Genomic DNA, 22645 nt, shown 5'->3' with positions numbered 1-22645 from the left:
AGGATCCCGGGCCGGCGGAAAGGCTGCCCGCATGTGGCCGGGGGATGAACCCTGCGGCACCTTTAAGGTGTTCACGTGCCACGACAAGCCCGCTACCGGGAGATCGCCCAAGTCCTCGGCAGGTCCATCGAGTCGGGCGAGCTGGCGCCGGGCGAGCGCCTGCCGACCGAGGACGCGCTGGCCGAGCGCTACGGCGTCCACCGGCTGACCGCCCGCCAGGCGATGGTGGAGCTGCGCAAGGCCGGCCTGGTCGAGACCCGGCAGGGGCTCGGGAGCTTCGTCAGGCGGGCGCCGCGCCGGATCGAGGTCTCCGTCGATCCCGAGACGCGCCGGCACCGCCCTTCGGACATCGCGGGCATGGCGGGCGTGTTCGGCGGCGGCGAGCGGATCGTGGAGCGCGCGGAGGCGGCGCATCCGGTGGCCGCCGGTCACCTGCGGCTGCCCGGCGGCGTCGTGCACGAGATCACCACCCTGCTCCGCAACGCCGAGCGGCCCTGCGTGCTCAGCCGCTACCGCCTGGCCCCCGAGCTGGCCGGGCTGCGCCTCGACGCCAGGGCGGGCGTGCTCGCCGCGCTGGAGGCCGCCGGGCACGCCTACCGCTACGCCTGGCACGCCATCTCGGCCGAGCCCGCCGACCTGCACGACCAGAGCATGCTGGAGATGCAGGCGGGCGAGGCGGTGCTGGTGCGGGAGGGGCTGCTCACGCACGACGGGCAGCCCCTGTGTCACGTCGAGCGGCGCTGCCGCGGCGACATGATCTCGTTCGTCACCCGATATGACTGAGCAGGACCTCGGTGTCCAGCTCGTAGCCTCCCCGACCGCCGGTCCGCCGAGCCGTGCAGCGGCCCCTCGGGCACGACACGGACGTCGGCGAGCTGGATCAGCGCGTACGTCATGACGGCGGACGACGCCACTGAACGTGATCAGCCATCTATATGAATACAGTAGGACATTTCGGGCGCACGGCGCGTCTCCGCGCGTGCGACGCCGTCTCCGACGTACCTTTGGCATCATGGCCACCCGTACGCCGAAAAGCGCATCGAAGGGGCCGGCGAAGCGGTCGACCTCGCCTCGATCGACCCCCGCGAAGCGGCCGGCCACGGCGGCGGGGCGACCGAGGGCGAAGGCCGCGAGCTCCGGCCGCAAGTCCTCCGTGACCCATCCCGACCCGATCAGCTGGGTCTTCACGATGATCGGCAAGCTGATCGTCGGGCTGTGGATGCTGCTAGCCAACGGCATCGGCAGCACCGCCCGCGCGCTCGGCAAGAACGCCCGCGAGCTCGACCCCGCACACCGGCGCGACGGCGTGGGCCTGTCGGTGCTGGCCGGCGCGATCGTGCTGGCCTCGATGACCTGGCGCAACCCCGAGGGCACGGTCTCCGGCGTCGTGAACACCGTCGTGCACGCCGTGTTCGGCTCGCTGGCCTGGGCACTGCCGCTGCTGCTCGGCCTGCTGGCCTGGCGCTACCTGCGCCACCCCGACCAGAACGCCGACACCGGCCGCATGGTCATCGGGTGGAGCGCGCTCATGGTCGGCGTGCTCGGCGTCATTCACGTGGCCAACGACACCCCCTACCCGGCGGGCCAGGGGCAGGGCATGGACAAGGTGTCGGCCGCCGGCGGCATGATCGGGTTCATCGTGTCGGCGCCGCCGATGAGCATCCTGCCGTCCTGGATCACGATCCCGCTGCTCCTGCTCCTGTCCGGGTTCGGCGTGCTGGTGATCACCGCCACGCCCGTCCACCGCATCCCCGAGCGGCTGTCGGAGCTGCGGCACATGTTGTTCGAGCGGCACGCCGAGCCGCTCGCCCCGCGCGAGCCCGCCAAGCGCCGGCCGCGGGCCAAGAAGGCGGAGGTCGAGGGCGCCGAGACGGTCAAGCCGTACGACACCCCGGTCATCGCCGAGAAGGACAAGCTGGCCGACCACTCGCCGGAGATCGTGCCGGGGCTCGTCGACGGGCCCGCGGACGAGGAGCCGTCCGTGCCCGAGCGCAGGCCGGAGCCGCCGGAGCCCACGCCCGCGCCGCGCAAGGTCGAGCAGCTCGTGCTGTCGCCGCAGGCGGGGCCGTACAGCCTGCCCGACCTGCAGTTCCTCAAGCCAGGCACCGCGCCCAAGCCGCAGACCAAGGCCAACACGACCGTGGTCAACGCGCTGACCAGCGTGCTGGAGCAGTTCTCCATCGACGCGCAGGTGATCGGCTTCACCCGCGGCCCGACGGTCACCCGCTACGAGATCGAGCTGGGCCCGGCGGTCAAGGTGGAGAAGGTCACCGCCCTCACCAAGAACATCGCCTACGCCGTCAAGTCGGCCGACGTCCGGATCCTGTCCCCGATCCCCGGCAAGTCGGCGATCGGCGTCGAGATCCCCAACGCCGACAAGGACCTGGTCGCCCTCGGCGACGTGCTGCGCTCCCAGGTGGCCCAGGCCGACCACCACCCGATGATCGTGGGCCTGGGCAAGGACGTCGAGGGACGGACCATCGTCGCCAACCTCGCCAAGATGCCCCACCTGCTCATCGCGGGCGCGACCGGCGCCGGCAAGTCGGTCTGCGTCAACGGCCTCATCACCAGCATCCTCATGCGCTCCACCCCCGACGAGGTGCGCATGGTGCTGGTCGACCCCAAGCGCGTCGAGCTCAGCGTCTACGAGGGCATCCCGCACCTCATCACGCCCATCATCACCAACCCGAAGAAGGCCGCGGAGGCCCTGGAATGGGTCGTGGGCGAGATGGACCGCCGCTACGACGACCTGGCCGCCAGCGGGTTCCGGCACGTCGACGAGTTCAACAAGGCCGTGCGCGCGGGCAAGCTCGTGCCGCCGCCGGGCAGCGAGCGGGTCTACCAGCCGTACCCGTACCTGCTGGTGATCGTGGACGAGCTGGCCGACCTCATGATGGTGGCCCCGCGCGACGTCGAGGACTCGATCGTGCGCATCACGCAGCTCGCCCGCGCGGCCGGCATCCACCTGGTGATCGCCACCCAGCGGCCCTCGGTCGACGTCGTCACCGGCCTGATCAAGGCCAACGTGCCGTCCAGGCTGGCCTTCGCGGTGTCGTCGCTGACCGACTCGCGGGTCATCCTCGACCAGCCGGGCGCCGACAAGCTGGTCGGCCAGGGTGACGCGCTGTTCCTGCCGATGGGCGCGAGCAAGCCCATCCGGATCCAGAACGCGTACGTCTCGGAGAAGGAGATCGCCGAGATCGTCACGCACTGCAAGGAGCAGATGCAGGTCGAGTACCGCGACGACGTGGCCGCCGCGCCGGTCAAGCGGGAGATCGACGAGGAGATCGGCGACGACCTCGACCTGCTGATCCAGGCCGCCGAGCTGATCGTGACCACCCAGTTCGGCTCGACCTCGATGTTGCAGCGCAAGCTGCGGGTCGGCTTCGCCAAGGCCGGACGGCTGATGGACCTGCTGGAGAGCCGCAACGTGGTGGGCCCCAGCGAAGGCTCCAAGGCCCGCGAAGTCCTGGTGAAACCGGACGATCTGCCCGGGTTGCTGGCCGACCTGCGTGGCGAATGACCCCAATGCACAGGTCCACGGCGATAACTGATTGAATATGAACCACTACGCACTGTCGTGGTGGGGAGGCGTTCGCTGTGCAGGAACAGAGCATCGGGGCCATGCTGGCAGCGGCCAGGCAGGCGGCGGGATTGACGGTCGCGCAGGTCAGCGCGGCGACCCGGATCCGAGAAACGATCATCAACCGGATCGAGCAGGAAGACTACGAACAGTGCGGGGGCGGGTTCTACGCCCGCGGTCACGTCAAGGCCATAGCCAAGGTCGTCGGGCTCGATCCCGAGGCCACGGTCCACCTGTTCGACCAGCAACACGGCGGGGCGCCGCAGCCCGTCCGCGCCGCCGCCGTGTTCCAGGCCGACCGCACGCTCGCCCTGCGCGAACGCCGGGGGCCCAACTGGACGATGGCGCTCGGCGTGGCGCTGGCCGTCGTGGTGGTGTTCGGCACGGTGCGCGTGCTCGGCGGCGCGAGCGACCAGGTGCGCACCGCCGACGTGCACGCCATCACGCCCAAGCCCAGCGTGCCGCCGAACACGCCCATCACCGAGGGGCCCAGGGCCGCGGCGGGCAAGGGCAAAGCGGGCAAAGGCATGGTCACCCTGAAGATCGAGGCCAGGCGTACGTCGTACGTGAACGTGCGCGACGGTCAGGGCCGGATGCTCTTCGCCGGGATGTTGAAGGCCGGAGACAGCTCGACCTGGCGGGCCGCCGAGAAGGTCAGCCTGCTCCTCGGTGACGCCGGAGCGGTGTCCTTGCAGGTCAACGGCAAGAAGGTGGACAAACTCGGGGGCCGGGGCGAGATGGTGACCCGCTCGTTCGGCCTCGACGCGTCGCCTCCGCGGTAGTCCGGCGGGGAGGCCGTGCATCAGGTGGTGGCCAACTCCCGATACCGTAGTGTTCACCATGTCATCCCGCCGAACCGCATCGCTGATCACCCTGGGCTGCGCGCGCAACGAGGTCGACTCCGAGGAGCTGGCCGCGCGACTAGAGGCTGCCGGCTGGCAGCTGGGCGACGACGACCCCGACGTCGTCGTCGTCAACACGTGTGGCTTCATTGACTCGGCCAAGAAAGACTCCATCGACACGCTGCTCGCCGCCGCCGACTCCGGGGCGAAGGTGGTGGCCGCGGGTTGCATGGCCGAGCGCTACGGCAACGAGCTGGCCGAGGCACTGCCCGAGGCGAGCGCCGTCATCTCCTTCGACGACTACACCGAGATCGGCGGCCGGCTCGACGACGTGCTGGCCGGGCGTCCGCTCAAGCCGCACACGCCGCGCGACCGCCGCACGCTGCTGCCCATCTCGCCGGTCGAGCGCGGCAGCGCGCCCAAGACCGGCATCCCGGGCCACGGCGAGCTGCCGGACGGGCTCGCGCCCGCCAGCGGCCCGCGCGTGCTGCGCAAGCGCCTCGACGAGAGCCCGGTCGCCTCGCTCAAGCTGGCCTCCGGCTGCGACCGGCGCTGCACGTTCTGCGCCATCCCGGCCTTCCGCGGGGCCTACGTCTCGCGCAACCCCGACGAGCTGCTCGCCGAGGCCGACTGGCTGGCTCATCGCGGCGTGCGCGAGCTCGTCCTGGTCTCGGAGAACTCCACCTCCTACGGCAAGGACCTGGGCGACCTGCGGGCGCTGGAGAAGCTGCTGCCGCAGCTCGCCGCCGTGCCGGGCATCGACCGGGTGCGGGTCAGCTACCTGCAGCCCGCCGAGCTGCGGCCGGGGCTGATCGACGTCATCACCGCCACCGAGGGCGTGGCCGACTACTTCGACCTGTCCTTCCAGCACGCCAGCGGCGGCGTCCTGCGCCGGATGCGCCGCTTCGGCGACCCCGAGCGGTTCCTCGGCCTCCTGGAGAGCGTGCGCAAGGGCGCTCCCGAGGCGGGCGTGCGCTCCAACTTCATCGTGGGCTTCCCGGGCGAGACCGAGGAGGAGTTCGGCGAGCTGGTCGGCTTCCTGGAGCAGGCCAGGCTCGACGTGATCGGCGTGTTCGGCTACTCCGACGAAGACGGCACGGAGGCGGCCAACCTGCCGGGCAAGCTCGACCAGGAGGTCATCGACGAGCGCGTGCGCGTGCTCACCGAGCTGGCGGAGGAACTGACCGCCCAGCGCGCGGAGGAGCGCATCGGCACGGAGGTCGACGTGCTCATCGACGACGACCTGGGAGACGGCGGCTACGAGGGCCGGGCCGCCCACCAGGGCCCGGAGGTCGACGGCTCGGTGACGGTCCAGGGCATCGGCCTGGTCAAGGGACAGATCGTGCGCGCGGTCGCGGTCGACGCCGAGGGGGTTGACCTGATCGCGCGCATCAAGGCCAGTCCATGACCAGGGACGAGCGCCGCGTGGTGAGCCCGTGGAACATCGCCAACGTCCTCACGGTCCTCCGGTTGGCGCTCGTCCCCTTCTTCGTCGCATGCCTGTTCCTGCCCGGCACCGGCTGGCGGCTGGCCGCCCTGGGGGTGTTCGGGGTCGCCTCGATCACCGACCATCTCGACGGCGAGCTGGCCCGCCGCTACGGGCTGATCACCGATTTCGGCAAGATCGCCGACCCGATCGCCGACAAGGCGCTCACCGGGGCGGCGCTGGTGTGCCTGTCGATCCTCGACGAGCTGCCGTGGTGGGTCACGATCGTGATCCTGGGCCGCGAGCTGGGCATCACCCTGCTCCGGCTGGTCCTGCTGCGGCACGCGGTCATCCCGGCCAGCTACGGCGGCAAGGTCAAGACCGTGCTGCAGATCGCCGCCATCGTGCTCTACATCCTGCCGGGGGTGCCCGACCCGCTGCGATGGGCGGTGATGGGCGCGGCGCTGGTCGTGACCGTCGCGACGGGCGTCGACTATCTCGTACGGGCGGTCAAGCTGCGCCAGGTGGCCAGACGGGCGCGTGGGGAGTGAGCTGAGCGATGGCGGACGTGGCCGAGGTTCTGGCCCTGCTGGTGCGGCAGGACGCCACCGTGGCGGTGGCCGAGTCGCTGACCGGCGGGCTCATCGGGGCCGCGTTCACGTCGGTCCCGGGGGCGTCCAAGGCGTTCCGGGGCGGGGTGATCTCCTACGCCACCGATCTCAAGCGTGATCTGCTGGGCGTGCCCGGCGAGCTGCTGAGCCGCGAGGGGGCCGTGCATCCCGAGGTGGCCGCGGCGATGGCCGAAGGGGTGGCCCGGGTGTGCGGGGCGGCATACGGGCTGGCCGTGACGGGTGTGGCCGGCCCAGAACCCCAGGACGGAAAGCCCGTGGGCCTGGTGTACGCCGCGGTCCACGGCCCGGGCGGGGAGAACCTGGTGCGTGCGTTGAGCCTTGAGGGGTCGCGCGAACGTATCCGGGTAAGGACGGTGCACGAGGCAGTCGATCTCCTCGCAGGTGTGCTGAAGGCCAACAAAGGGGAACATTCCGGATGATTACCGTGTTACGTCCCGAGCGAACATGCGAAGCACGGTCTGACGCGGTGTCGGTGGATACGGGTACGGTGGAGCTGTGAGTGAGGTCCGTGAGCCAACTGCAAGCACCGAGCGCCCGGCAGGCGGGCCTGATGAGTCGCGCGACCAGGCACGAGCGGCAGACCCGGGGAGGCGACGCCCCATGATGACGGCGAGGAGTATGTACGAAGCCAAGAAGACCAATGTGCGGCACGATCCGATCGCGCGGGGCGTGGTGAAGACATCCACGCCGGGGAGGGAGCGACAGATGATTCTGCTGCGTCAGCTGCTCGGTGACGTGCTGAGGCGGTTGCGGGTGCGTCAGGGGCGCACGCTACGCGAGGTGTCCACGCTGGCGCGTGTCTCGCTCGGTTATCTTTCCGAGGTCGAGCGTGGCCAGAAGGAAGCCTCGTCCGAGCTGCTCGCGTCCATTTGCGGTGCCCTCGGTGTGCCGCTCTCGCAGGTGTTGCGTGAGGTTTCCGACCAGTTCGCGCTGGCGGAGCTCCAGGCCGCGCCTGTTCTGGCCGACATGCCCGAGCACGAGCGCCTGCCCCTTGCCGAGACGGTTCCCGGTTCGATCGGCGACACTGTCTTCCCCGAGGTCAAGGACATGGTGGCGGCCTAACGCGGCTGGCAGTCACCACACCACAGGATCAGCCTTTCCTGTGGCTGTGCCCCCATCTCCCCGCGGCTGATGCGCGTGCCGCATCGGCGACAGGGTCTCCCTGCCCTGCCGTAGACCCAGGTCTGGTTCGCCGGGCGGCGATCACCTGTCGTCACCGTGCCGCCATGCCCCTTGTTGGCCTCCAGCAGCCGGTGGGCCAGCGTGACGAGCCCTTCGAGATCCTCGATCTCCCCGACCTTCCGCCACGGCCAGATCCCGCGCAGGAACAGGGTCTCGGCGCGATAGATCGTGCCGATCCCCGCCAGGTTGCGCTGATCGAGCAGCGCTTCGCCGATCGTCCTGTCCGGTGCCGCTCGCAGCCTTCGCACGGCCTCGCCCGGATCCCAGTCGGCGCCCAGCAGGTCCGGCCCCAGGTGCCCCACCAGGCGCTGCTCGTCGGCGGTCGTGACCAGGTCGACCATGCCGAGCTTGATCCCCACCGCCTGCCACTCCTCGTTGGCCAGGATCAGCCGCACCTGGTCGCCGCCGGCCGTGCGCCGCCCCGCGGGCATGACCCGCCAGCTTCCGTCCATGCGCAGGTGGGTGTGCACGGTCAGGCCGCCCTCGACCCGGGTCAGCAGATGTTTGCCCCTGGAGACGGTGGTGAGCACCGCACGGCCTCTCAGGTCCGCGGTGGCGTGCCGCGGGACGCGGAAGTCCGACCTGGTCAGCACGCGGCCGTCGAGCGCGCCGCGCAGGCGCGCCGCGGTGCGGTAGACGGCGTCTCCCTCGGGCATCCCTCCAGTCTAGGTACCCGCCTCCCGGCCGGGACGGCGGCCGTGGGGCCCGAGGGCGCCCGCCGCCGGGCCCGGCCGGCGGTCGTCAGTCCCAGGCGGCGGGGTCGGCGGCGAGCTGGCGGACGCGCTCGGGAAGGCTGCCCGTGGCGACCTGTTCGAGCGTGACCTCCTCCAGGATGGCCCGCTCGGTGGCGCGCAACGCGATCCACACCTGCTGCAACGACTCGGCCGGACCCCGGTAGCCGACATGTTCGGGACGCTCGCCCCGCACATTGGCCAGCGGCCCGTCGACGGCCCTGATCACGTCGGCGAGCGAGATGTTCGCGGCGGGCCGGGCCAGCACGTAGCCGCCCTCGGGACCCCGCTGGCCGCGCACCAGGCCGGCGCGGCGCATCTGGAGCAGGATGTTCTCCAGGTATTTGGGAGGCATGTCCTGTTCCTTGGCGAGCTCACCCACGGTAGTCGGACCCGCGCCGGCTGCGGCGAGTTCAGCGGCGGCACGGAGGGCGTAGTCGACACGAGCGGAAAGGCGCATGTTCTCGATTATCCCTCCTGGTCAACACTGGTTAGGCGCAAGGTCGTCAGAACGGGCAGGTGATCCGAATACGGCAACCGCGGCGCCTGCCCAGAAATCGCGGTCAATCCCTTGCTGAGCAGCACGTGGTCGATACGCTCCTTGGGGGCGTCGGCGGGAGAGGTCGGCGGGTCCCCGAACGCGGTCAGCGGGTCGCTCAGCCCGGCCGCCTTCAGCACCTCCATGGCCGGATCGGTGGGCCGGGTGTTGAGGTCGCCCGCCAGGATCACCGGTCGCCTCACCTGCTCCCCGGCTCCGGCCGCGCTGTGTCCGGCCTCGTCGGCGTCCCGGCCGGCGGCCAGGGCGCGGGCGATCGCGGCGACCTCGGGCGCCTGGCCCTCGGGAGCCTGCAGATGGGTGTTGACGATGCCCACCTCCCTGCCGCCGACCTCCAGGACGACCGTCTGGGCCTGCGCCCCCGTCGGGTAGTCGTGGGCGCCCAGCGGGTGGGAGTGCACCTGCTTGACCGGGAGGTTGGTGAGCAGCGCGTCGCCCCACACCTGGTCGGCGGCGGGCGCGAAGTGGTAGCGCATGCCGAGGCGGCGGGCGATCCTGGCCAGGTCGTCGTGGCCGCCGTTGAGCAGCCAGCCGCGGTCCACCTCGCTGAGCAGCACGACGTCGGGCTTCTGGGCGGCGGCCCACGCCCCGATCTTGTCGAGCGACAGGCGGCCGTCCAGGCCGTAGCCCATGCGGATGTTGTAGGCGATCAGGGTGAAGGTGTCGCCCTGCTTGGGCCGTACGGGCGGCGCGGACGGCGTCCCGAGCGTGACGAGCCCCACCAGCAGCACGGCGACCGCCGGTGGCAGCCAGCTGAGGCGGACCGGCCCGGCCGGCGGCGGCGAGTGCCGGACCAGGGCCGTGATCACGCTGAGGGCGGCCACCAGCACCGCCACCGCCACGAGGATCTGGCCGTTGGGGAAGCCGAGGTTCATGTCGTAGGCCGCGTAGTAGACGAACAGCCCGACGAAGAAGACCAGCCCGCCTCCGAGCACGGCCACACCAGGACGTCGCCCGGCGGGATAGTCGGGCCGCGCGGTTCCGGCGAGCAGGGCGCCGAGCCAGCCGATCAGCAGCACGGCGACGTAGGGCGCCGACAGGGTGAAGAGCACCGTGAAGGCCACCAGCAGGACCCCGATCATGAGATCGAAGACCGGCGACAGCGGCGGGCGGGCGGCCTGCACAACGGCCATGACCAGGACGGCGGCGAGCAGGCCGGTGCCCGCCAGCACCTGCCACAGGTCGGTCGGGCTCTGTTCCGGCTTGGCCCAGCCCGTGGCGGCGACGCCGGTCAGCAGCATCGCCGGGCCGAGCAGGAACCACGTCAGCGCGGGCGCGCGGTCCACCTCGGCGGCCGGCGGGCGGAGGAGGCTCAGGAAGGCGGCGCAGACGCAGAGCGCTGCCAGCCACGGGACCAGGCCGTCGCGCCAGACCAGGTCCACGCCGTCCAGCAGCAGGTGCACGATCAGCGACAGGCTCAGTCCACCCATGACGCCGACGGGGACGGCCCGGCGCGGGACGGTGTGGGCGCAGCCGTACAGGAACACCAGGCCCGCGGTGACGCCGGCGGAGGCGACGTAGAGCTGGCTCACGCCCGCCTGCAGCAGGATCCTGGTGAGGACCAGCGCCGCGGCGCCGCCGAGCAGAGCGTGGCGCGGCTTGGCTAACAGCGCCAGGAAAGGCAGGATGAACCAGGCGGCGGCGTAGAGGCCCATCAGCTCCGGCGGCGTCTCGCCCGCCCGGCCGAACAGGGTGATCAACGACGGGAGGAAGACTCTCAACACGTCCAGCAGCAGCACGAGGCCCAGCGCGAGCATGATCGCCGGGCCGCGGGGGATTGTCATGAGGCATCCTCGTGTTCGGCTCCGATGATATGCAAGAGCTGGGACGCTAAACTTCCAACAACCTTTTCGAATTGACGGTGGGAATCAGCGTGGAGCGTCGTCCTGGTGTGCCCAGACTTCTCCGGGAGATCAACGATCGGGCCGCACTGGAGCTGTTGCTGGCCACCGGCCCCATGACGAGGGGGCAGATCGGCGACCTGACCGGTCTGTCCAAGGTCACCGCCTCCCAGACGCTCGCGCGGCTGGAGGAGCGCGGCCTGGTCGAGGTGGTGGGCGCGCAGGCGGGCGGCAGGGGGCCGAACGCGGCGCTCTACTCGGTCATCCCCTCCAGCGCCTACGTGGCCGGTCTGGAGGTCGGGCCCGAGCTCATCTCCACCGCCGTCGCCGACATCCACGGCCGCACCATCGCCGAGGTCACCGTCGATCCCGGCGGCCACGACGACCCGGTGGCCGCCGTGCACGGCGCGATCGTCAAGGCGTGCCGCAGCGCGAAGGTCAGCCTGGCCAAGCTGCGCGGCGTGGTGATCGGCACCCCGGGCGTGGTCGATCCGCGCAGCGGCGACGTGCGTTTCTCCTTCGACCTGCCGGGCTGGCACGAGGGCATCCACGAGGCGCTCGCCGGCGACCTGCGGCGCGAGGTGACGATCGAGAACGACGTGAACCTGGCCGCCATCGCCGAGTACGCCGACGGCGCGGCCAAGGGCGTCGACGACTTCGTGCTGGTGTGGGCGAGCCGGGGCCTCGGCATGGCCGTCATGCTGGGCGGCAAGCTCCACCGGGGGCGTTCGGGCAGCGCGGGGGAGATCGGCTACCTGCCGGTGCCCGGCGTGCCGCTGCCGGAGGACATCCGCACCAAGCCGGGCCGGTTGCCGTCGCTGGCGGGCGGCCTGCAGTCGCTGGTGAGCGCCGAGGCGGTGGCCGAGCTGGCCCGCGGCTACGGTTTCACGGCCGACAGCGCCGGCGAGTGCGTCGAGGTCGCGGTGGCGGCCGGGTCTCGCGGTGAGCCGATGCTCGACGAGATCGCCCACCGGCTGGCGCTGGGCGTGGCGGCGGTCTGCGTGATCCTCGACCCGGGGCTGGTCGTGCTGGCCGGGGAGGTGGGCCACGCCGGGGGATCCGCGCTGACCTCCAGGGTGGAGGAGGCCGTGGCGCGGATCTGCCCGGTGCGGCCGCAGGTGGTTACCACGGCGGTCGCCCACGCCAACCCGGTGCTGCGCGGCGCGGTGCTGGCCGCCCTGGACCAGGCGCGCGAAGAGCTCCTCACGCCCTGATCCGGCGGGCCTGGGCTGTTCGCCTCAGGCGGTGATCAGTTCCACGGCGGCCTGGGCGTTGGCCCTGGCCGCGCCGTACGTGGCGATGTAGGCGGCGCTGTCGGGCCGCCAGACGGGCAGGCCCATCTCGATCACCGTCGCGTCCTGGCGGGCCGCCACCAGAGCGGAGACCAGTTCCTGGCTCGCCTGGTAGCGGTGGGCGTCCTTCACCACGATGACCAGCGACCGGTTCGCGGCCTTGGCCAGCAGGGCGGGGACGTCGGCGGCCGCGGGCTCGACGCGGACGATCTCGGCGTCCGGCAGCCACGGGCCGACCCCCCATGGCACGTTCCCCACGGCGATCGTGGGCGGGGTGTCCACCTCGATCACCAGGGGTTCCACCAGAGGTTCCGTCTCGCCGGTCAGCCGCACGGCGCGGCGGGCGGCGTGCAGGCCGACCCCGTTCTGCTCGGCCGCGATCACCTCGGGCGTGCCGAACCAGGCCCGCAGCGCCCCCACGCGGTCGGCCGCCTCCTCCAGCCTGGCGGCCGGCAGGCGGCCCTCGGTCACCGCGGCCACGATCTCCCCGATGACCCGCTGGACGTCGTCCTCGCCGGGGATCGGGCCGAGGCAGATCAGGTCCGCCCCGGCCGCGAGCGTGAGCACGGCGCCGTTGGCCAGGCCGACGCTCTTGGTGATCGCGTGCATGTCCAGCGCGTCCGTGATCACCACGCCGTCGTAGCCGAGCTCGCCCCTGAGGAGCCCGGTCAGAGCGGCGGGTGACAGGGTGGCCGGAGTGTCCCCGGTCACCACCGGAACCGCCACGTGGGCGGTCATCACGGTCTTGGCGCCGGCCTCGATGGCCGCCCGGAACGGCGCGAGCTCGCGGGCGCGCAGCACGTCCAGGCCGACGTCCACGACGGGCACGGCCAGGTGGGAGTCCACCCGGGTGGCGCCGTGGCCGGGGAAGTGCTTGACGCAGGCGGCCACGTTCACCGACTGCAGACCGTTGACCGCCGCGACCGTGTGCCTGGCCACCAGCGCCGGGTCGGCGCCGAAGGACCTGGTCCCGATCACCGGGTTGTCGGCCTCGGTGTTGACGTCCGCGCTCGGCGCGAGGTCCAGGTTGATGCCGCACGCGGCCAGCTCGGACCCGATCGCCGCGTAGACCCGGCAGGTCAGGTCCACGTCGTCGACCGCCCCCAGCGCCGCGTTCCCCGGGTACGGGCTGCCGACGTGGTAGGCCAGCCTGGTGACGTCCCCGCCCTCCTCGTCGAGCGAGATGACGGGCTCGGCCGAGGCGCGCAACGTCGTGGTGAGCGACCTGACCTGGTCGGGACCGGCGACGTTGAACCCGAAGAGCGTCACGCCGCCCAGGCCGTTGTCCAGCTCACGCAGCACCCAGTCGGGCGCCGTGGTGCCCTGGAAGGCGACGAGCAGCGTGCCGGCCGCGAGGCGACGCAGCCCCCGATCACTCTGACTCATGGCTCCTCATCACTTGAATGAAGGCACGATCGGGTACGGCCCGGACCAGCCGAGCCGTACGAGGATCAGTGCCTGTTACCCCTTCACGGCCCCGGCGGTGAGACCGGCGACCATGCGGCGTTGTACCAGCAGGAAGAAGACGACCACCGGAAGGGTCATCAGGGTGGAACCGGCCATGATCGCGCCCCAGTCGACGCCCTTCTGGCCGAAGAAGTACTGCAGGGCGACCGGCATCGTGTAGCCCTCGGAACCCGACATCAGGTAGAGGGCGAACACCAGATCGTTCCAGGCGGTGATGAACGAGAAGATGCTCGTGGCCACCAACCCCGGCGCGACCAGCGGGAACAGCACCTTCCAGAACGTGGTCAGGCGGCTCGCGCCGTCGATCCAGGCCGCCTCCTCCAGCGTCCGCGGCACCGCGGCCACGAACGTGCGCAACATCCAGATGCCGAACGGCAGCGTCAGCGCGACCTGGGTGATGATCAGCCCGATGAGCTGGTCACCGAGGCCGACCCGCTTGACCATCATGTACAGCGGGATGAGCAGGCCCTCGGCCGGCAACATCTGCACGATCAGCAGGATGACCAGGAACGTGCCACGCCCCTTGAAGCGGAAGCGGGCGATGGCCGTGGCCGACAGCAGCGCGAAGACCGAGCCGATGAGCACGGTGCCGAGCGCCACGATCGCGCTGTTGCGCATGTAGAGCCAGATGGAGTTGTTCGCCACGCCCTCGGTCAGCACCCGCGCGAAGTGGTCGAAGGTGAAGTGCGTCGGGAACGGGATGAACTCCGTCGTGAAGATCTGGTCGTTCTCCTTGAAGCCGGTGGAGACCATCCAGTAGACGGGGAAGACCGCGTAGAGGAAGACCAGCACACCGGCCGTGTTCAGGAGGATCTTCCCGAGCTTCTTGCGGGCCAGCGCGTTCACATCTCCTCCTGCTTCACGATCTGCCGGACGTACGCGACGGTGATGATGAGCAGGATGATCGTCAGCACGATGGAGATCGCCGCGCCCGTGCCCAGCTTCTGCGGGGGCTTGAACGCCTCCGCGACCGCGTACATCGACAGGTTGAAACCGTCGCGGTTGGTCGGGCCGTTCATCAGCACGTAGAGCTGGCTGAAGACCTTGAAGTCCCAGATGATCGACAGGATCGTCAGGACGGCGAAGACCGGCTTGAGCAGCGGCAGGGTGATCTTCCTGAACGTCCGCCACGCCCCCGAGCCGTCGACCTTGGCCGCCTCGTACAGCTCGGACGGGATGCCCTTGAGCCCCGCCAGCACCGAGACCGCGATGAACGGGAACCCGGCCCACACCACGCACACGATCAGCGCGACGTAGAGCGGGAAGGTGTCGTTGAGCCAGGGGGTGCCCGTCCAGTCCCGCTGGCCGGCGGGTGGCGCGGCCAGCCAGTCGGGCAGCAGGTTGAGCAGCCAGTTCACGATGCCGGACTCGGCGTCGAAGAGCGAGCGCCAGATGACGCCCTGCGCGACCGGCGGCACGGCCCAGGCGAACATGCACCCGATGACCACGAACAGGGACATCTTCTTGCCGAGCTTGTTCAGCAGCACGCCGACCGCGGTGCCCACGATCAACGTGAGGCTGACGGCGACGAAGGCGAACACCACGGTGTTGCGCAGAGCCGACCAGAAGATGTCGTTGGAGAGGACCTTGTTGAAGTTGTCCAGGCCCACCCAATCGGCCGGCTTGCTCCCCCTGATCTGCGCGAGCCCGACCTTCTGGAAGGCCATCACGCCGAGCTGGAACATCGGGTAGAGCAGCAGTCCCGCGATGACCAGCAGACCGGGGATGAGCAGCACGTACGGGATGCTCCAGGTGGGCATCCCGGTGGCCTTGACGGGCCCGCCGCCCTTCTTACGGCGGCGCCCCGGGGCGGGGGACGAGCCCCTGCCCCGGGTGACCGTAGTCGTGTTCGCCATCGTTACTGGTTCAGGATCTCTTCGAGTTCCTTGTTGGCGTCAGCGAGAGCCGTGGTGGTGTCCTTCTTGCCCTCGATGACGGCGCGCGCCGCGTTCTGCAGCACGGCCTTGGTGGCGTCGGCCTCGGCCCAGTTCGGGTCGGCCGGGAACGCCTTGGCCTTGGCGAAGGCCTGGGCGAACGGGCCCTGCGCCGGGTCCTCGTTCAGCGCCGCCAGGGTGTCGGGGTAGACCGGCAGCAGGCCGCCTTCCTTGGCGTAGCGGTCGGCCCAGGTCTTGCTGGTGGCGAGCTTGATGTACTCCTTGCCGAGGTCGGCCTCCTTGGTGCCGCCCCACAGCGCGATGTCGTTGCCGCCGAAGAAGGACGGGGCCAGGCCGCCGGTCTTGGCGGGCAGCGGGAAGAAGCCGAGCTTGTCGCCCTTCAGCTTGCCCTTCGAGTCCTCCTCGATGCCGGGCAGGTCCCAGCCGGCGGTGAGGTACATCGCCACCTTGTTGTTGGCGAAGCGCTTGCGGATGTCGACGGTGTTCAGCGTCAGGTTCGCCTTGCTGGACAGGCCGCCGGTGACCAGACCGGTGTAGGTCTCGAAGCCCTTCTGGAAGCCGGGGTCGGTCAGCTTGCCGACCCACTTGTCGCCCTCCTTGACGGCGAACTCGCCGCCCTCGGACCAGGCGAACGCGGCCAGCAGGTGGTTGGCGTCGGAGCCGCCGTTGAAGGCGAAGCCGTCGACGCCGGCGCCCTTCTCCTTCTGGATCTTCTTGGCCGCGGCGACGAGCTCGTCCCAGGTCTTGGGAACCTCGATCTTCAGGTCGGCGAACCAGTCCTTGCGGTAGAGCACCGCGCGGGCGCCGGCGCCCCACGGGATGCCGTAGATCTCGCCGTCGACCGTCTCGTAGCCGTAGAGGTTCTCGGGGATCTGGGCCCGGTCGCCCTCACGCGCGATGTCGGTGATGGGGGTGAGCGCGTCCTGGCTCTGCCACATCGGGACCTGGTCGTTGCCGATCTCGGTCACGTCCGGGCCGGTGCCGGTCGCGGCGGCGGCGAACTTGTCCGCCACCTGCGGCCACGGGATCCACTCAAGCTTGACCTCGGCGCCGGTCTGCTTCTTGAACTCGGCGTTGAGCTCTTCCATGTACTTGGCGGCGGCAGGGTTGCTGTCGCCCAGACGCCACACGCTGAGCGTCTTGCCCGCGAACTTGGGGCCACTGGAAGCGGGGGCGGCCGCGCTGGACGACGGCTTCGGCTCCTCGCTTGACCCACAGGCGGCCAGGCCCAGGGCCAGGGCGGCCGTGGTGACCGTAGTGGCTGTGATCTTCGCGATCCTCACAGGGTTCTCCCTTCCCGGGTGCTGGCCTACGGTCCGCACCAGGCTGATCGTCAAATGCCGAACGACGCTGTTAAACTAACAAGAAACTTTCTTAAAAGAAACGCTCGTTAGCCATTCGTGACGAGAGGGGTGCGGTAATGAGTCGAAGCCCGGGGATCCCCCGGTTGCTGCGCAGGTTGAACGACCGCTCGGCACTTGAACTCCTCCTCGCGGACGGTCCGCTGACCCGCGCCGAACTGGGGGAGCGAACGGGGCTATCCAAGGTAACCGCAGGTCAGCTGCTCGCTCGACTCGAAGAACGGGGCCTGGTGGAGGTCGCGGGCGAGCGCGCCGGCGGCCGCGGCCCGCACGCCGCCCTGTACGCGGTGGTTCCGTCGAGCGCGTACGTCGCCGGGCTGGAGGTGCTGCCCGACAGCCTCACTGTCGGTGTGGCGGACATCACAGGTAAAATCGTTGTCGAGGTGACGGTCAACCCGTCCGACGCCCGCGATCCGGTGAAGGCGGTCCACTCGGCCGTCCAGCGGGCCTGCGCCACGGCCAGCGTCGAGCTCTCCCAGCTTCGCTCGTTCGTCATCGGCACCCGGGGCGTCGTCGATCCCCGCAGCGGCGACGTGCGCTGGTCCTACGACCTGCCCGACTGGCACGTCGGCGTGCTGGCCAGCCTGCGCCAGACCCTCGGCGGCTCGGTGACGATAGAGAACGACGTCAACCTGGTCGCCCTGGCCGAGAGCCGTTACGGCGCCGCCGTCGGCCACGACGACTTCGTGGTCATCTGGGCCGGCGTCGGCCAGGGCCTGGGCGTCATGCTCGGCGGCCGGCTGCACCGGGGGATCACCGGCGGCGCGGGCGAGATCGGCTGGCTGCCGGTGCCGGGCGAGCCGCTGCCGTCCGACGTCTCGCAGCCGCAGTCGGGCTCGTTCCAGCGCCTGGTGGGCCACGACGCCCTGCGCGGCCTGGCCGGCGAGCACGGCGTGATCGGCTACACCGTGCCCGACCTGGTCCGCAACGGCGACGAGGACTACCTGGACGAGGTGGCGGGCCGCCTGGCCGTGGGCGCGGCGGCCGTGGCCGTCGTGCTCGACCCCGGGCTGATCGTGCTCAGCGGCGACGTCGGACGGGCCGGCGGCGAGCGGCTGGCCGCCAAGGTCGAGGAGGCCGTGGCCCGCGTGTGCCCGAGCCAGCCGACCGTGGTGACCACCAGGGTGACCGGCAACGCGGTGCTGCGCGGGGCCATGGTCGCGGCCCTGGAGCAGGCCCGGGAGCAGGTTTTCTCCGACACTGTGTGAGAATTTCTGCCCATGTGGCAGCTCGACACCGACGTAGTCCTCATCTCCGACCCGCGCGTCTCGGCGGTCCCCGTCCGGGAGTGCGGTGAGCCGCTGGCCGACGTACGCGGGCGGCTGCGGGTCGACACGCGGATGGCCGACGCCGACGGCGCGTACGCGCACCTGCGGGCGGGGCTGCTCGACCGGCTGGAGCGGGCCGAGAGCTCGTTGCCCGACGGCTTCCACCTGCTGATCGTCGAGGGATACCGGCCCATCGCCACGCAGCGGCGCATCTTCGAGGGGTACCGCGCGGAGCTCCTCACCACTTATCCCGACATGTCGCCCGACGAGTCCTATATCGCGGCGAGTCGTTATGTGTCCCCTGTCGAGGTCGCCCCCCACACCGCCGGCGCCGCCGTCGACCTGACCCTGTGCGCCCCCGACGGCACCGAGTACGACATGGGCACCCAGGTCAACGACAACCCCGAGGAGAGCGGCGGCGCCTGCTACACGGCCGCCGCCGGCATCCCGGCGCAGGCTCGCGCCCACCGCGAGATCCTGGCCGCCGCCCTGGAGCCCGTGGGCCTGGTCAACTACCCCACCGAGTGGTGGCACTGGTCGTACGGCGACCGCTACTGGGCCATGTCCACCGGCGCCCCCGCCGCCCTGTACGGTCCTGCCCCCTTCTAGCCAGGTTTTCCCCCGGCAGCGGCACGGGCACAACCTGTGGCGGAGGCTCTTCGGACTCCCCCAGCGAGGTGTGCATGGTTCCGTTGATCGGGATCGAAGAGGAATACCTCGTCGTCGATCCCCGCACCCGCCACGTGTCCCCCCGGGCGGCCGAGGTCCTGGCCGCCGCGACGGACATGCTCGACGTGGCCCACGAGATCACCCGTTTCCAGGTGGAGGCCCGTACGCCGCCCTCCGCCGACCTCAGTGAGCTGGGCTCCCAGCTCCGGGCAGCACGGAAGGAGGTGTCCGAGGCGGCCCGGTCCTGCGGCCTGGCGGTCGTGGCCAGCGGAATCCCGGTGCTCGGCAACGTCATGCCGCCGCCGCTCACCGACGACCACCGCTATCAGCAGGGCAAGGAGCTCTACCGGGCGTTGCAGGACGAGATCAGCATCTGCGCGCTGCACGTGCACGTCGACGTACCGGACGAGGAGATCGCCGTCTACGTCGGCAACCATCTCAGACCCTGGCTGCCGACGCTGATCGCGCTGGCCGCCAACTCGCCGTTCTTCGTGGGCCGCGACACCGGCTACGCGTCCTGGCGGGTGATCAGCTGGGGGCGGTGGCCGGTGTCCGGGGCGCCGCCGTACTTCCCGACGTTCGGCGACTACGAACTGGCGCTGCGTGCGCTGTCGGAGTCGGGCGCGCTGATGGACCCCAAGACGGTCTTCTGGGACACCCGTCCGTCGCCGAGGCTGCCGACGGTCGAGATCAGGGTGGCCGACGTGCCGCTCGACGTGAGCGACAGCCTGACGATCATCGGCCTGATCCGGGCCCTGGTCGTGACCGCGTTGCGGGAGGTGGCGCGCGGCGACCGCGGGCTGCCGATCCCGTCGGAGGTGCTGCGGGCCGCCTACTGGCGGGCCGCCCGGGACGGCCTGGTCGGCGACAGCCTCGACGTGCGGCACGGAACGCTCGTGCCCGCCACGGTGATGGCCCGCCGGCTGTTCGGCCACGTGAGCGCCGCGCTGGCCGAGGCCGGCGACCTGACCTTCATCGAAGAGGGCCTGGAACGGCTGCTGAGCAAGGGCTCCGGGGCGGTGCGCCAGCGGCGCGTGCACGCCCGGGGCAACGACCTGACCGACGTGGTCGATGACCTGATCGAGGCCACCGTCGCCTGAACCGCCCGTTCGACGCAGCTTCACCGCAGCGCGAGCACCGCCGCCACGCCGAGGCCGAAGGTCACGACGACGCCGCGCAGCACGTTCGGCGGCATGAGCCGGGCCACGCGGGTGCCGAGGAAGCCACCCGCCAGGCTGGCCGGCGCCACCACCGCCACGGCCTGCCACTCCACCGGGCCGAACAGCGCGAACGCCACCACCGACACCGTACTGACGACCAGCGACAACGCGGCCCGTACGGCGTTGACCCGGTGCAGGTCGTCGTGCAGGAACATGCCGAGCACGGCCAGCAGCAGCACGCCCATCCCGCCGTTGAAGTAGGCGCCGTAGCAGCCGCCCAGGAACACCCCGGCGTACACCAGCCTGCTCGGAGGCTGCCCGGCCGCGCCGCCGAAGCGGTGCTTGAGCCACTGCTGGGCCAGCAGCGCGAGGCTGGCGAAGGTCACCAGCCACGGCACCAGCGAGTCGAACAACCGGCCCGGCGTGAGCAGCAGCAGCGAACAGCCCGCCACGGAGCCCGCCACGGTGGCGGCCGACAGCGCCGTCACCCTGCGCCGCTGCCCGCGCAGCTCGGCGCGGTAGCCGACGACGCCGCCCAGGTAGCCGGGCCACAGGGCCACCGCGTTGGTCACCGACGCGGTGACGCCCGGGTAGCCGAACGCCACCAGCGCTGGGAAGGAGATCAGCGTGCCGCCCCCGGCCAGAGCGTTGACCGCCCCCGCCAGCAACCCGGCCCCCACCAGAAAGACCAGCTCCCCAACCGTCACCACCCCACCCCCATCCGCGACGCGCGATCGGAGGCAGTCCCGGCCTTGGGCCGGGGCGTGTGGTCGATGGTGGTCCCCGCGTTGGGTCGGGGCGTGTGGTCGGCGGTGGTTCTCGCGTTCAGGCGGGGCGTGCGGTTGCCGGTCATCGGCCCGCCGCGTAGCCCTGGGCGCCGCGGGGGTTGGCGGCGGCCCGCAGGAAGGCGCCGTCGCGGGCCACCGCGCTGAGCCTGCCGAGCGACCACGGGCCCTCGACCTCGACCTCGTGCCCGCGCCGCCGCAGCTCGGCCACCACCCCCGGGTCGAGCCGCTCCTCGACGTGCAACACCCCGGGACGCGAGCCACGCGGGAAGAACGAGCTGGGGAAGTGCGCGGAATGGAACATGGGAGCCTCGATCGCCTCCTGGAGGTTCAGCCGCCCGTGCACGACGGCCAGGAAGAAGTTGACACTCCACTGGTCCTGCTGATCGCCGCCCGGCGTGCCGAACGCCAGCCACGGCCTGCCGTCCCGGGTGGCGAACGACGGCGACAGCGTGGTGCGCGGGCGCGCGCCGGGCCGCAGCGACGCGGGCAGCCCCTCCTGCAGCCAGAACATCTGCGCCCTGGTCCCAAGGCAGAAGCCGAGCTCGGGGATCGTGGGGGAGCTCTGCAACCAGCCGCCGCTGGGCGTGGCCGAGACCATGTTCCCGAACCGGTCCACGACGTCCACGTGACAGGTGTCGCCCCGGACCGCGCCGTCCGGCGTCACCGTCTGCTCACCGGCGCCGGTCAGAGTGCGCGGGCGGCCGGTCGGCGGTGCGTCGTGGCGGGCGACCGTCGGCTCGCCGATGCCCGGACGAACGGGCGCCGGAATCGCGGGGGAGAGGGCCGCCGTGCCGGCCGGGAGGACCGGCAGCCGCGGCTCCCGGCCGCCGGGCGCGCCCGGCCGCAGCTCCAGGCTGGCCTCGGTCCCGATCAGCCGCCGCCGCTCTTCGTTGTACGCCGCGCTCAGCAGGTCGGCCATGGGGACGTCCGCGTCGCCGTACCAGGCTTCGCGGTCGGCGAAGGCGAGCTTGGCCGCCTCGGTGACCACGTGCACGTAGTCGGCGTCCAGGAAGCCGGCGGCATCGAGGTCGAACCCGGACAGCAGGGCGAGCTGCTGCAGGAAGACCGGCCCCTGTCCCCAAGGCCCTGTCTTGTACACGGTGTGCCCGCGGTAGTCGAAGCTCACCGGCTCCTCGACCGTGGCGGACCAGCGGGCCAGGTCGTCCCCGGTGAGCAGGCCGCCGTGGACCTCGCCCGAGCTGTCCCGCCAGGCGGTGCCGGTGCTGAAACCGGCGACGGCCTCGGCGACGAAACCCTCGTACCAGGCATGCCGGGCGGCGGCGAGCTGACCTTCGCGGGTGGCCGAGGCGGCCTCGGCCTCGGCGACCAGCCTGCGGTAGGTCGCCGCGAGCACCGGGTTGGCCAGCCTCGAACCGGGCGCGGGCACCCGGCCGTCCGGCAGCCAGGTGGTCGCCGACGTGGGCCAGTCGTGCCTGAACAGCTCCTCGACGGTGCCGATCGTGGCGGCGATCCGGTCGAGCACCGGCACGCCGCGCTCGGCGTAGTGGATCGCCGGGGCCAGCACCTCGGCCAGCGACCAGGTGCCCCAGCGCTCCAGCAGCGACATCCAGCCGCCGAACGCGCCCGGCACCGTCGCCGCCAGCAGACCCGTGCCGGGGACGGCGTCCAGCCCCATCGCGGCGAAGCGCTCGACGGTCGCGGCAGCGGGGGCCACGCCCTGGCCGCACACCGCCGAGACCTTCTGCTCCTCCTCGCTCCACAGCAGGATCGGCACCTCGCCGCCGGGGCCGTTCAGGTGCGGTTCGGCGACCTGGAGCACGAACCCGGCCGTCACCGCCGCGTCGAAGGCGTTGCCGCCGCGCTCCAGCACGCCCATCCCGGCCGCCGAGGCCAGCCAGTGGGTGCTGGCGACCATGCCGAAGTCGCCCGTCAGCTCGGGTCTGGTGGTGAACAACGGTCTCTCCTCCGGGGGGACGGTTCAGGAGACTGTA

20 protein-coding genes are annotated in these 22645 nt (G+C 71.2%); 11 read left to right on the top strand and 9 right to left on the bottom strand.

The features are described 5' to 3' along the window. Positions 1 to 75: 75 nt before the first annotated feature. From ACIBK9_RS22505 to ACIBK9_RS22475, 7 genes are all read left to right on the top strand, one after another. Positions 76 to 783 (top strand): GntR family transcriptional regulator, encoded by a 708-nt coding sequence (locus ACIBK9_RS22505; protein ID WP_397160797.1) that lies wholly within the window; start codon positions 76 to 78, stop codon positions 781 to 783. 229 nt (positions 784 to 1012) lie between these two features. Then, positions 1013 to 3523: a DNA translocase FtsK gene (locus ACIBK9_RS22500; protein ID WP_397160795.1), complete on the top strand. Its 2511-nt coding sequence runs from the start codon at positions 1013 to 1015 to the stop codon at positions 3521 to 3523. A gap of 77 nt (positions 3524 to 3600) precedes the next feature. Beyond that, positions 3601 to 4365, top strand: a complete 765-nt coding sequence (locus ACIBK9_RS22495) for a helix-turn-helix domain-containing protein (protein WP_358291873.1) — start codon at positions 3601 to 3603, stop codon at positions 4363 to 4365. A gap of 58 nt (positions 4366 to 4423) precedes the next feature. Further along, on the top strand, positions 4424 to 5833 hold the full coding sequence (gene rimO, locus ACIBK9_RS22490; protein WP_397160793.1) for a 30S ribosomal protein S12 methylthiotransferase RimO: 1410 nt from the start codon (positions 4424 to 4426) through the stop codon (positions 5831 to 5833). Further along, positions 5830 to 6402, top strand: a complete 573-nt coding sequence (gene pgsA / locus ACIBK9_RS22485; RefSeq protein WP_397160791.1) for a CDP-diacylglycerol--glycerol-3-phosphate 3-phosphatidyltransferase — start codon at positions 5830 to 5832, stop codon at positions 6400 to 6402. The genes rimO and pgsA overlap by 4 nt, the downstream gene beginning before the upstream one ends. Positions 6403 to 6410: 8 nt before the next feature. After that, a complete protein-coding gene (locus tag ACIBK9_RS22480) occupies positions 6411 to 6902 on the top strand; it encodes a CinA family protein (RefSeq protein ID WP_397160789.1) in 492 nt (163 codons plus the stop codon). 286 nt (positions 6903 to 7188) lie between these two features. Further along, positions 7189 to 7545, top strand: a complete 357-nt coding sequence (locus ACIBK9_RS22475; protein ID WP_352323171.1) for a helix-turn-helix transcriptional regulator — start codon at positions 7189 to 7191, stop codon at positions 7543 to 7545. Here ACIBK9_RS22475 and ACIBK9_RS22470 read toward each other — a convergent pair. The 3 genes from ACIBK9_RS22470 to ACIBK9_RS22460 form a co-directional block, all read right to left on the bottom strand. Then, the gene (locus ACIBK9_RS22470; RefSeq protein WP_397160787.1) at positions 7542 to 8321 is read right to left on the bottom strand and encodes a DNA-formamidopyrimidine glycosylase family protein; all 780 of its coding nucleotides are present in this window, start codon (positions 8319 to 8321) and stop codon (positions 7542 to 7544) included. The two genes, ACIBK9_RS22475 and ACIBK9_RS22470, sit on opposite strands and share 4 nt — an antisense overlap. 85 nt (positions 8322 to 8406) lie before the next feature. Beyond that, the gene (locus ACIBK9_RS22465) at positions 8407 to 8856 is read right to left on the bottom strand and encodes an Rrf2 family transcriptional regulator (RefSeq protein WP_352323159.1); all 450 of its coding nucleotides are present in this window, start codon (positions 8854 to 8856) and stop codon (positions 8407 to 8409) included. 8 nt (positions 8857 to 8864) lie between these two features. Next, positions 8865 to 10736: an endonuclease/exonuclease/phosphatase family protein gene (locus ACIBK9_RS22460; protein WP_397160785.1), complete on the bottom strand. Its 1872-nt coding sequence runs from the start codon at positions 10734 to 10736 to the stop codon at positions 8865 to 8867. An 89-nt stretch (positions 10737 to 10825) separates the two neighbouring features. Between ACIBK9_RS22460 and ACIBK9_RS22455 the strand changes: the two genes are divergently transcribed. Further along, complete coding sequence (locus tag ACIBK9_RS22455; RefSeq protein ID WP_387673218.1) at positions 10826 to 12007, top strand: ROK family protein; 1182 nt, start codon at positions 10826 to 10828, stop codon at positions 12005 to 12007. A 24-nt stretch (positions 12008 to 12031) separates the two neighbouring features. Here the strand turns inward: ACIBK9_RS22455 and ACIBK9_RS22450 are convergent, their stop codons facing one another. The 4 genes from ACIBK9_RS22450 to ACIBK9_RS22435 all read right to left on the bottom strand — a co-directional run bounded on the left by ACIBK9_RS22450 (position 12032) and on the right by ACIBK9_RS22435 (position 16730). Further along, on the bottom strand, positions 12032 to 13471 hold the full coding sequence (locus tag ACIBK9_RS22450) for a glycoside hydrolase family 3 protein (protein ID WP_397160783.1): 1440 nt from the start codon (positions 13469 to 13471) through the stop codon (positions 12032 to 12034). Between the two features lie 75 nt (positions 13472 to 13546). Then, complete coding sequence (locus ACIBK9_RS22445) at positions 13547 to 14398, bottom strand: carbohydrate ABC transporter permease (protein WP_352352381.1); 852 nt, start codon at positions 14396 to 14398, stop codon at positions 13547 to 13549. After that, positions 14395 to 15408, bottom strand: a complete 1014-nt coding sequence (locus ACIBK9_RS22440) for a carbohydrate ABC transporter permease (RefSeq protein WP_397160781.1) — start codon at positions 15406 to 15408, stop codon at positions 14395 to 14397. Before ACIBK9_RS22440 ends, ACIBK9_RS22445 begins: the two co-directional genes overlap by 4 nt. 2 nt (positions 15409 to 15410) lie before the next feature. Continuing rightward, on the bottom strand, positions 15411 to 16730 hold the full coding sequence (locus ACIBK9_RS22435) for an extracellular solute-binding protein (RefSeq protein WP_352323154.1): 1320 nt from the start codon (positions 16728 to 16730) through the stop codon (positions 15411 to 15413). 137 nt (positions 16731 to 16867) lie between these two features. Between ACIBK9_RS22435 and ACIBK9_RS22430 the strand changes: the two genes are divergently transcribed. The 3 genes from ACIBK9_RS22430 to ACIBK9_RS22420 all read left to right on the top strand — a co-directional run bounded on the left by ACIBK9_RS22430 (position 16868) and on the right by ACIBK9_RS22420 (position 19845). After that, the gene (locus tag ACIBK9_RS22430; protein WP_358291887.1) at positions 16868 to 18016 is read left to right on the top strand and encodes an ROK family transcriptional regulator; all 1149 of its coding nucleotides are present in this window, start codon (positions 16868 to 16870) and stop codon (positions 18014 to 18016) included. Between the two features lie 12 nt (positions 18017 to 18028). Next, positions 18029 to 18685, top strand: a complete 657-nt coding sequence (locus ACIBK9_RS22425; protein ID WP_397160778.1) for a M15 family metallopeptidase — start codon at positions 18029 to 18031, stop codon at positions 18683 to 18685. A 74-nt stretch (positions 18686 to 18759) separates the two neighbouring features. Beyond that, complete coding sequence (locus ACIBK9_RS22420; RefSeq protein WP_358291891.1) at positions 18760 to 19845, top strand: glutamate--cysteine ligase; 1086 nt, start codon at positions 18760 to 18762, stop codon at positions 19843 to 19845. A 20-nt stretch (positions 19846 to 19865) separates the two neighbouring features. Here the strand turns inward: ACIBK9_RS22420 and ACIBK9_RS22415 are convergent, their stop codons facing one another. Together ACIBK9_RS22415 and ACIBK9_RS22410 are read right to left on the bottom strand one after the other, a co-directional pair. After that, entirely contained in the window at positions 19866 to 20612 is a 747-nt protein-coding gene (locus ACIBK9_RS22415) for a sulfite exporter TauE/SafE family protein (RefSeq protein WP_397160775.1), read from the bottom strand. A 142-nt stretch (positions 20613 to 20754) separates the two neighbouring features. After that, entirely contained in the window at positions 20755 to 22569 is a 1815-nt protein-coding gene (locus ACIBK9_RS22410) for a gamma-glutamyltransferase family protein (RefSeq protein WP_397161073.1), read from the bottom strand. Positions 22570 to 22645: the final 76 nt, after the last annotated feature.

The organism is Nonomuraea sp. NPDC050227, from assembly GCF_044459705.1.
Classification (GTDB): domain Bacteria; phylum Actinomycetota; class Actinomycetes; order Streptosporangiales; family Streptosporangiaceae; genus Nonomuraea.
The sequence above is the reverse complement of the archived record's forward strand: the minus strand, read 5'-3'. Positions and strand labels throughout refer to the sequence as shown.

Bases quoted from the DNA above. Each gene is read 5' to 3' on its own strand.
- ACIBK9_RS22500 (WP_397160795.1), top strand. From the start codon at position 1,013: ATGGCCACCCGTACGCCGAAAAGCGCATCGAAGGGGCCGGCGAAGCGG.
- rimO (WP_397160793.1), top strand. From the start codon at position 4,424: ATGTCATCCCGCCGAACCGCATCGCTGATCACCCTGGGCTGCGCGCGC.
- pgsA (WP_397160791.1), top strand. From the start codon at position 5,830: ATGACCAGGGACGAGCGCCGCGTGGTGAGCCCGTGGAACATCGCCAAC.
- ACIBK9_RS22480 (WP_397160789.1), top strand. From the start codon at position 6,411: ATGGCGGACGTGGCCGAGGTTCTGGCCCTGCTGGTGCGGCAGGACGCC.
- ACIBK9_RS22475 (WP_352323171.1), top strand. From the start codon at position 7,189: ATGATTCTGCTGCGTCAGCTGCTCGGTGACGTGCTGAGGCGGTTGCGG.
- ACIBK9_RS22470 (WP_397160787.1), bottom strand. From the start codon at position 8,321: ATGCCCGAGGGAGACGCCGTCTACCGCACCGCGGCGCGCCTGCGCGGC.
- ACIBK9_RS22465 (WP_352323159.1), bottom strand. From the start codon at position 8,856: ATGCGCCTTTCCGCTCGTGTCGACTACGCCCTCCGTGCCGCCGCTGAA.
- ACIBK9_RS22460 (WP_397160785.1), bottom strand. From the start codon at position 10,736: ATGACAATCCCCCGCGGCCCGGCGATCATGCTCGCGCTGGGCCTCGTG.
- ACIBK9_RS22450 (WP_397160783.1), bottom strand. From the start codon at position 13,471: ATGAGTCAGAGTGATCGGGGGCTGCGTCGCCTCGCGGCCGGCACGCTG.
- ACIBK9_RS22440 (WP_397160781.1), bottom strand. From the start codon at position 15,408: ATGGCGAACACGACTACGGTCACCCGGGGCAGGGGCTCGTCCCCCGCC.
- ACIBK9_RS22430 (WP_358291887.1), top strand. From the start codon at position 16,868: ATGAGTCGAAGCCCGGGGATCCCCCGGTTGCTGCGCAGGTTGAACGAC.
- ACIBK9_RS22425 (WP_397160778.1), top strand. From the start codon at position 18,029: ATGTGGCAGCTCGACACCGACGTAGTCCTCATCTCCGACCCGCGCGTC.
- ACIBK9_RS22420 (WP_358291891.1), top strand. From the start codon at position 18,760: ATGGTTCCGTTGATCGGGATCGAAGAGGAATACCTCGTCGTCGATCCC.
- ACIBK9_RS22410 (WP_397161073.1), bottom strand. From the start codon at position 22,569: ATGGTCGCCAGCACCCACTGGCTGGCCTCGGCGGCCGGGATGGGCGTG.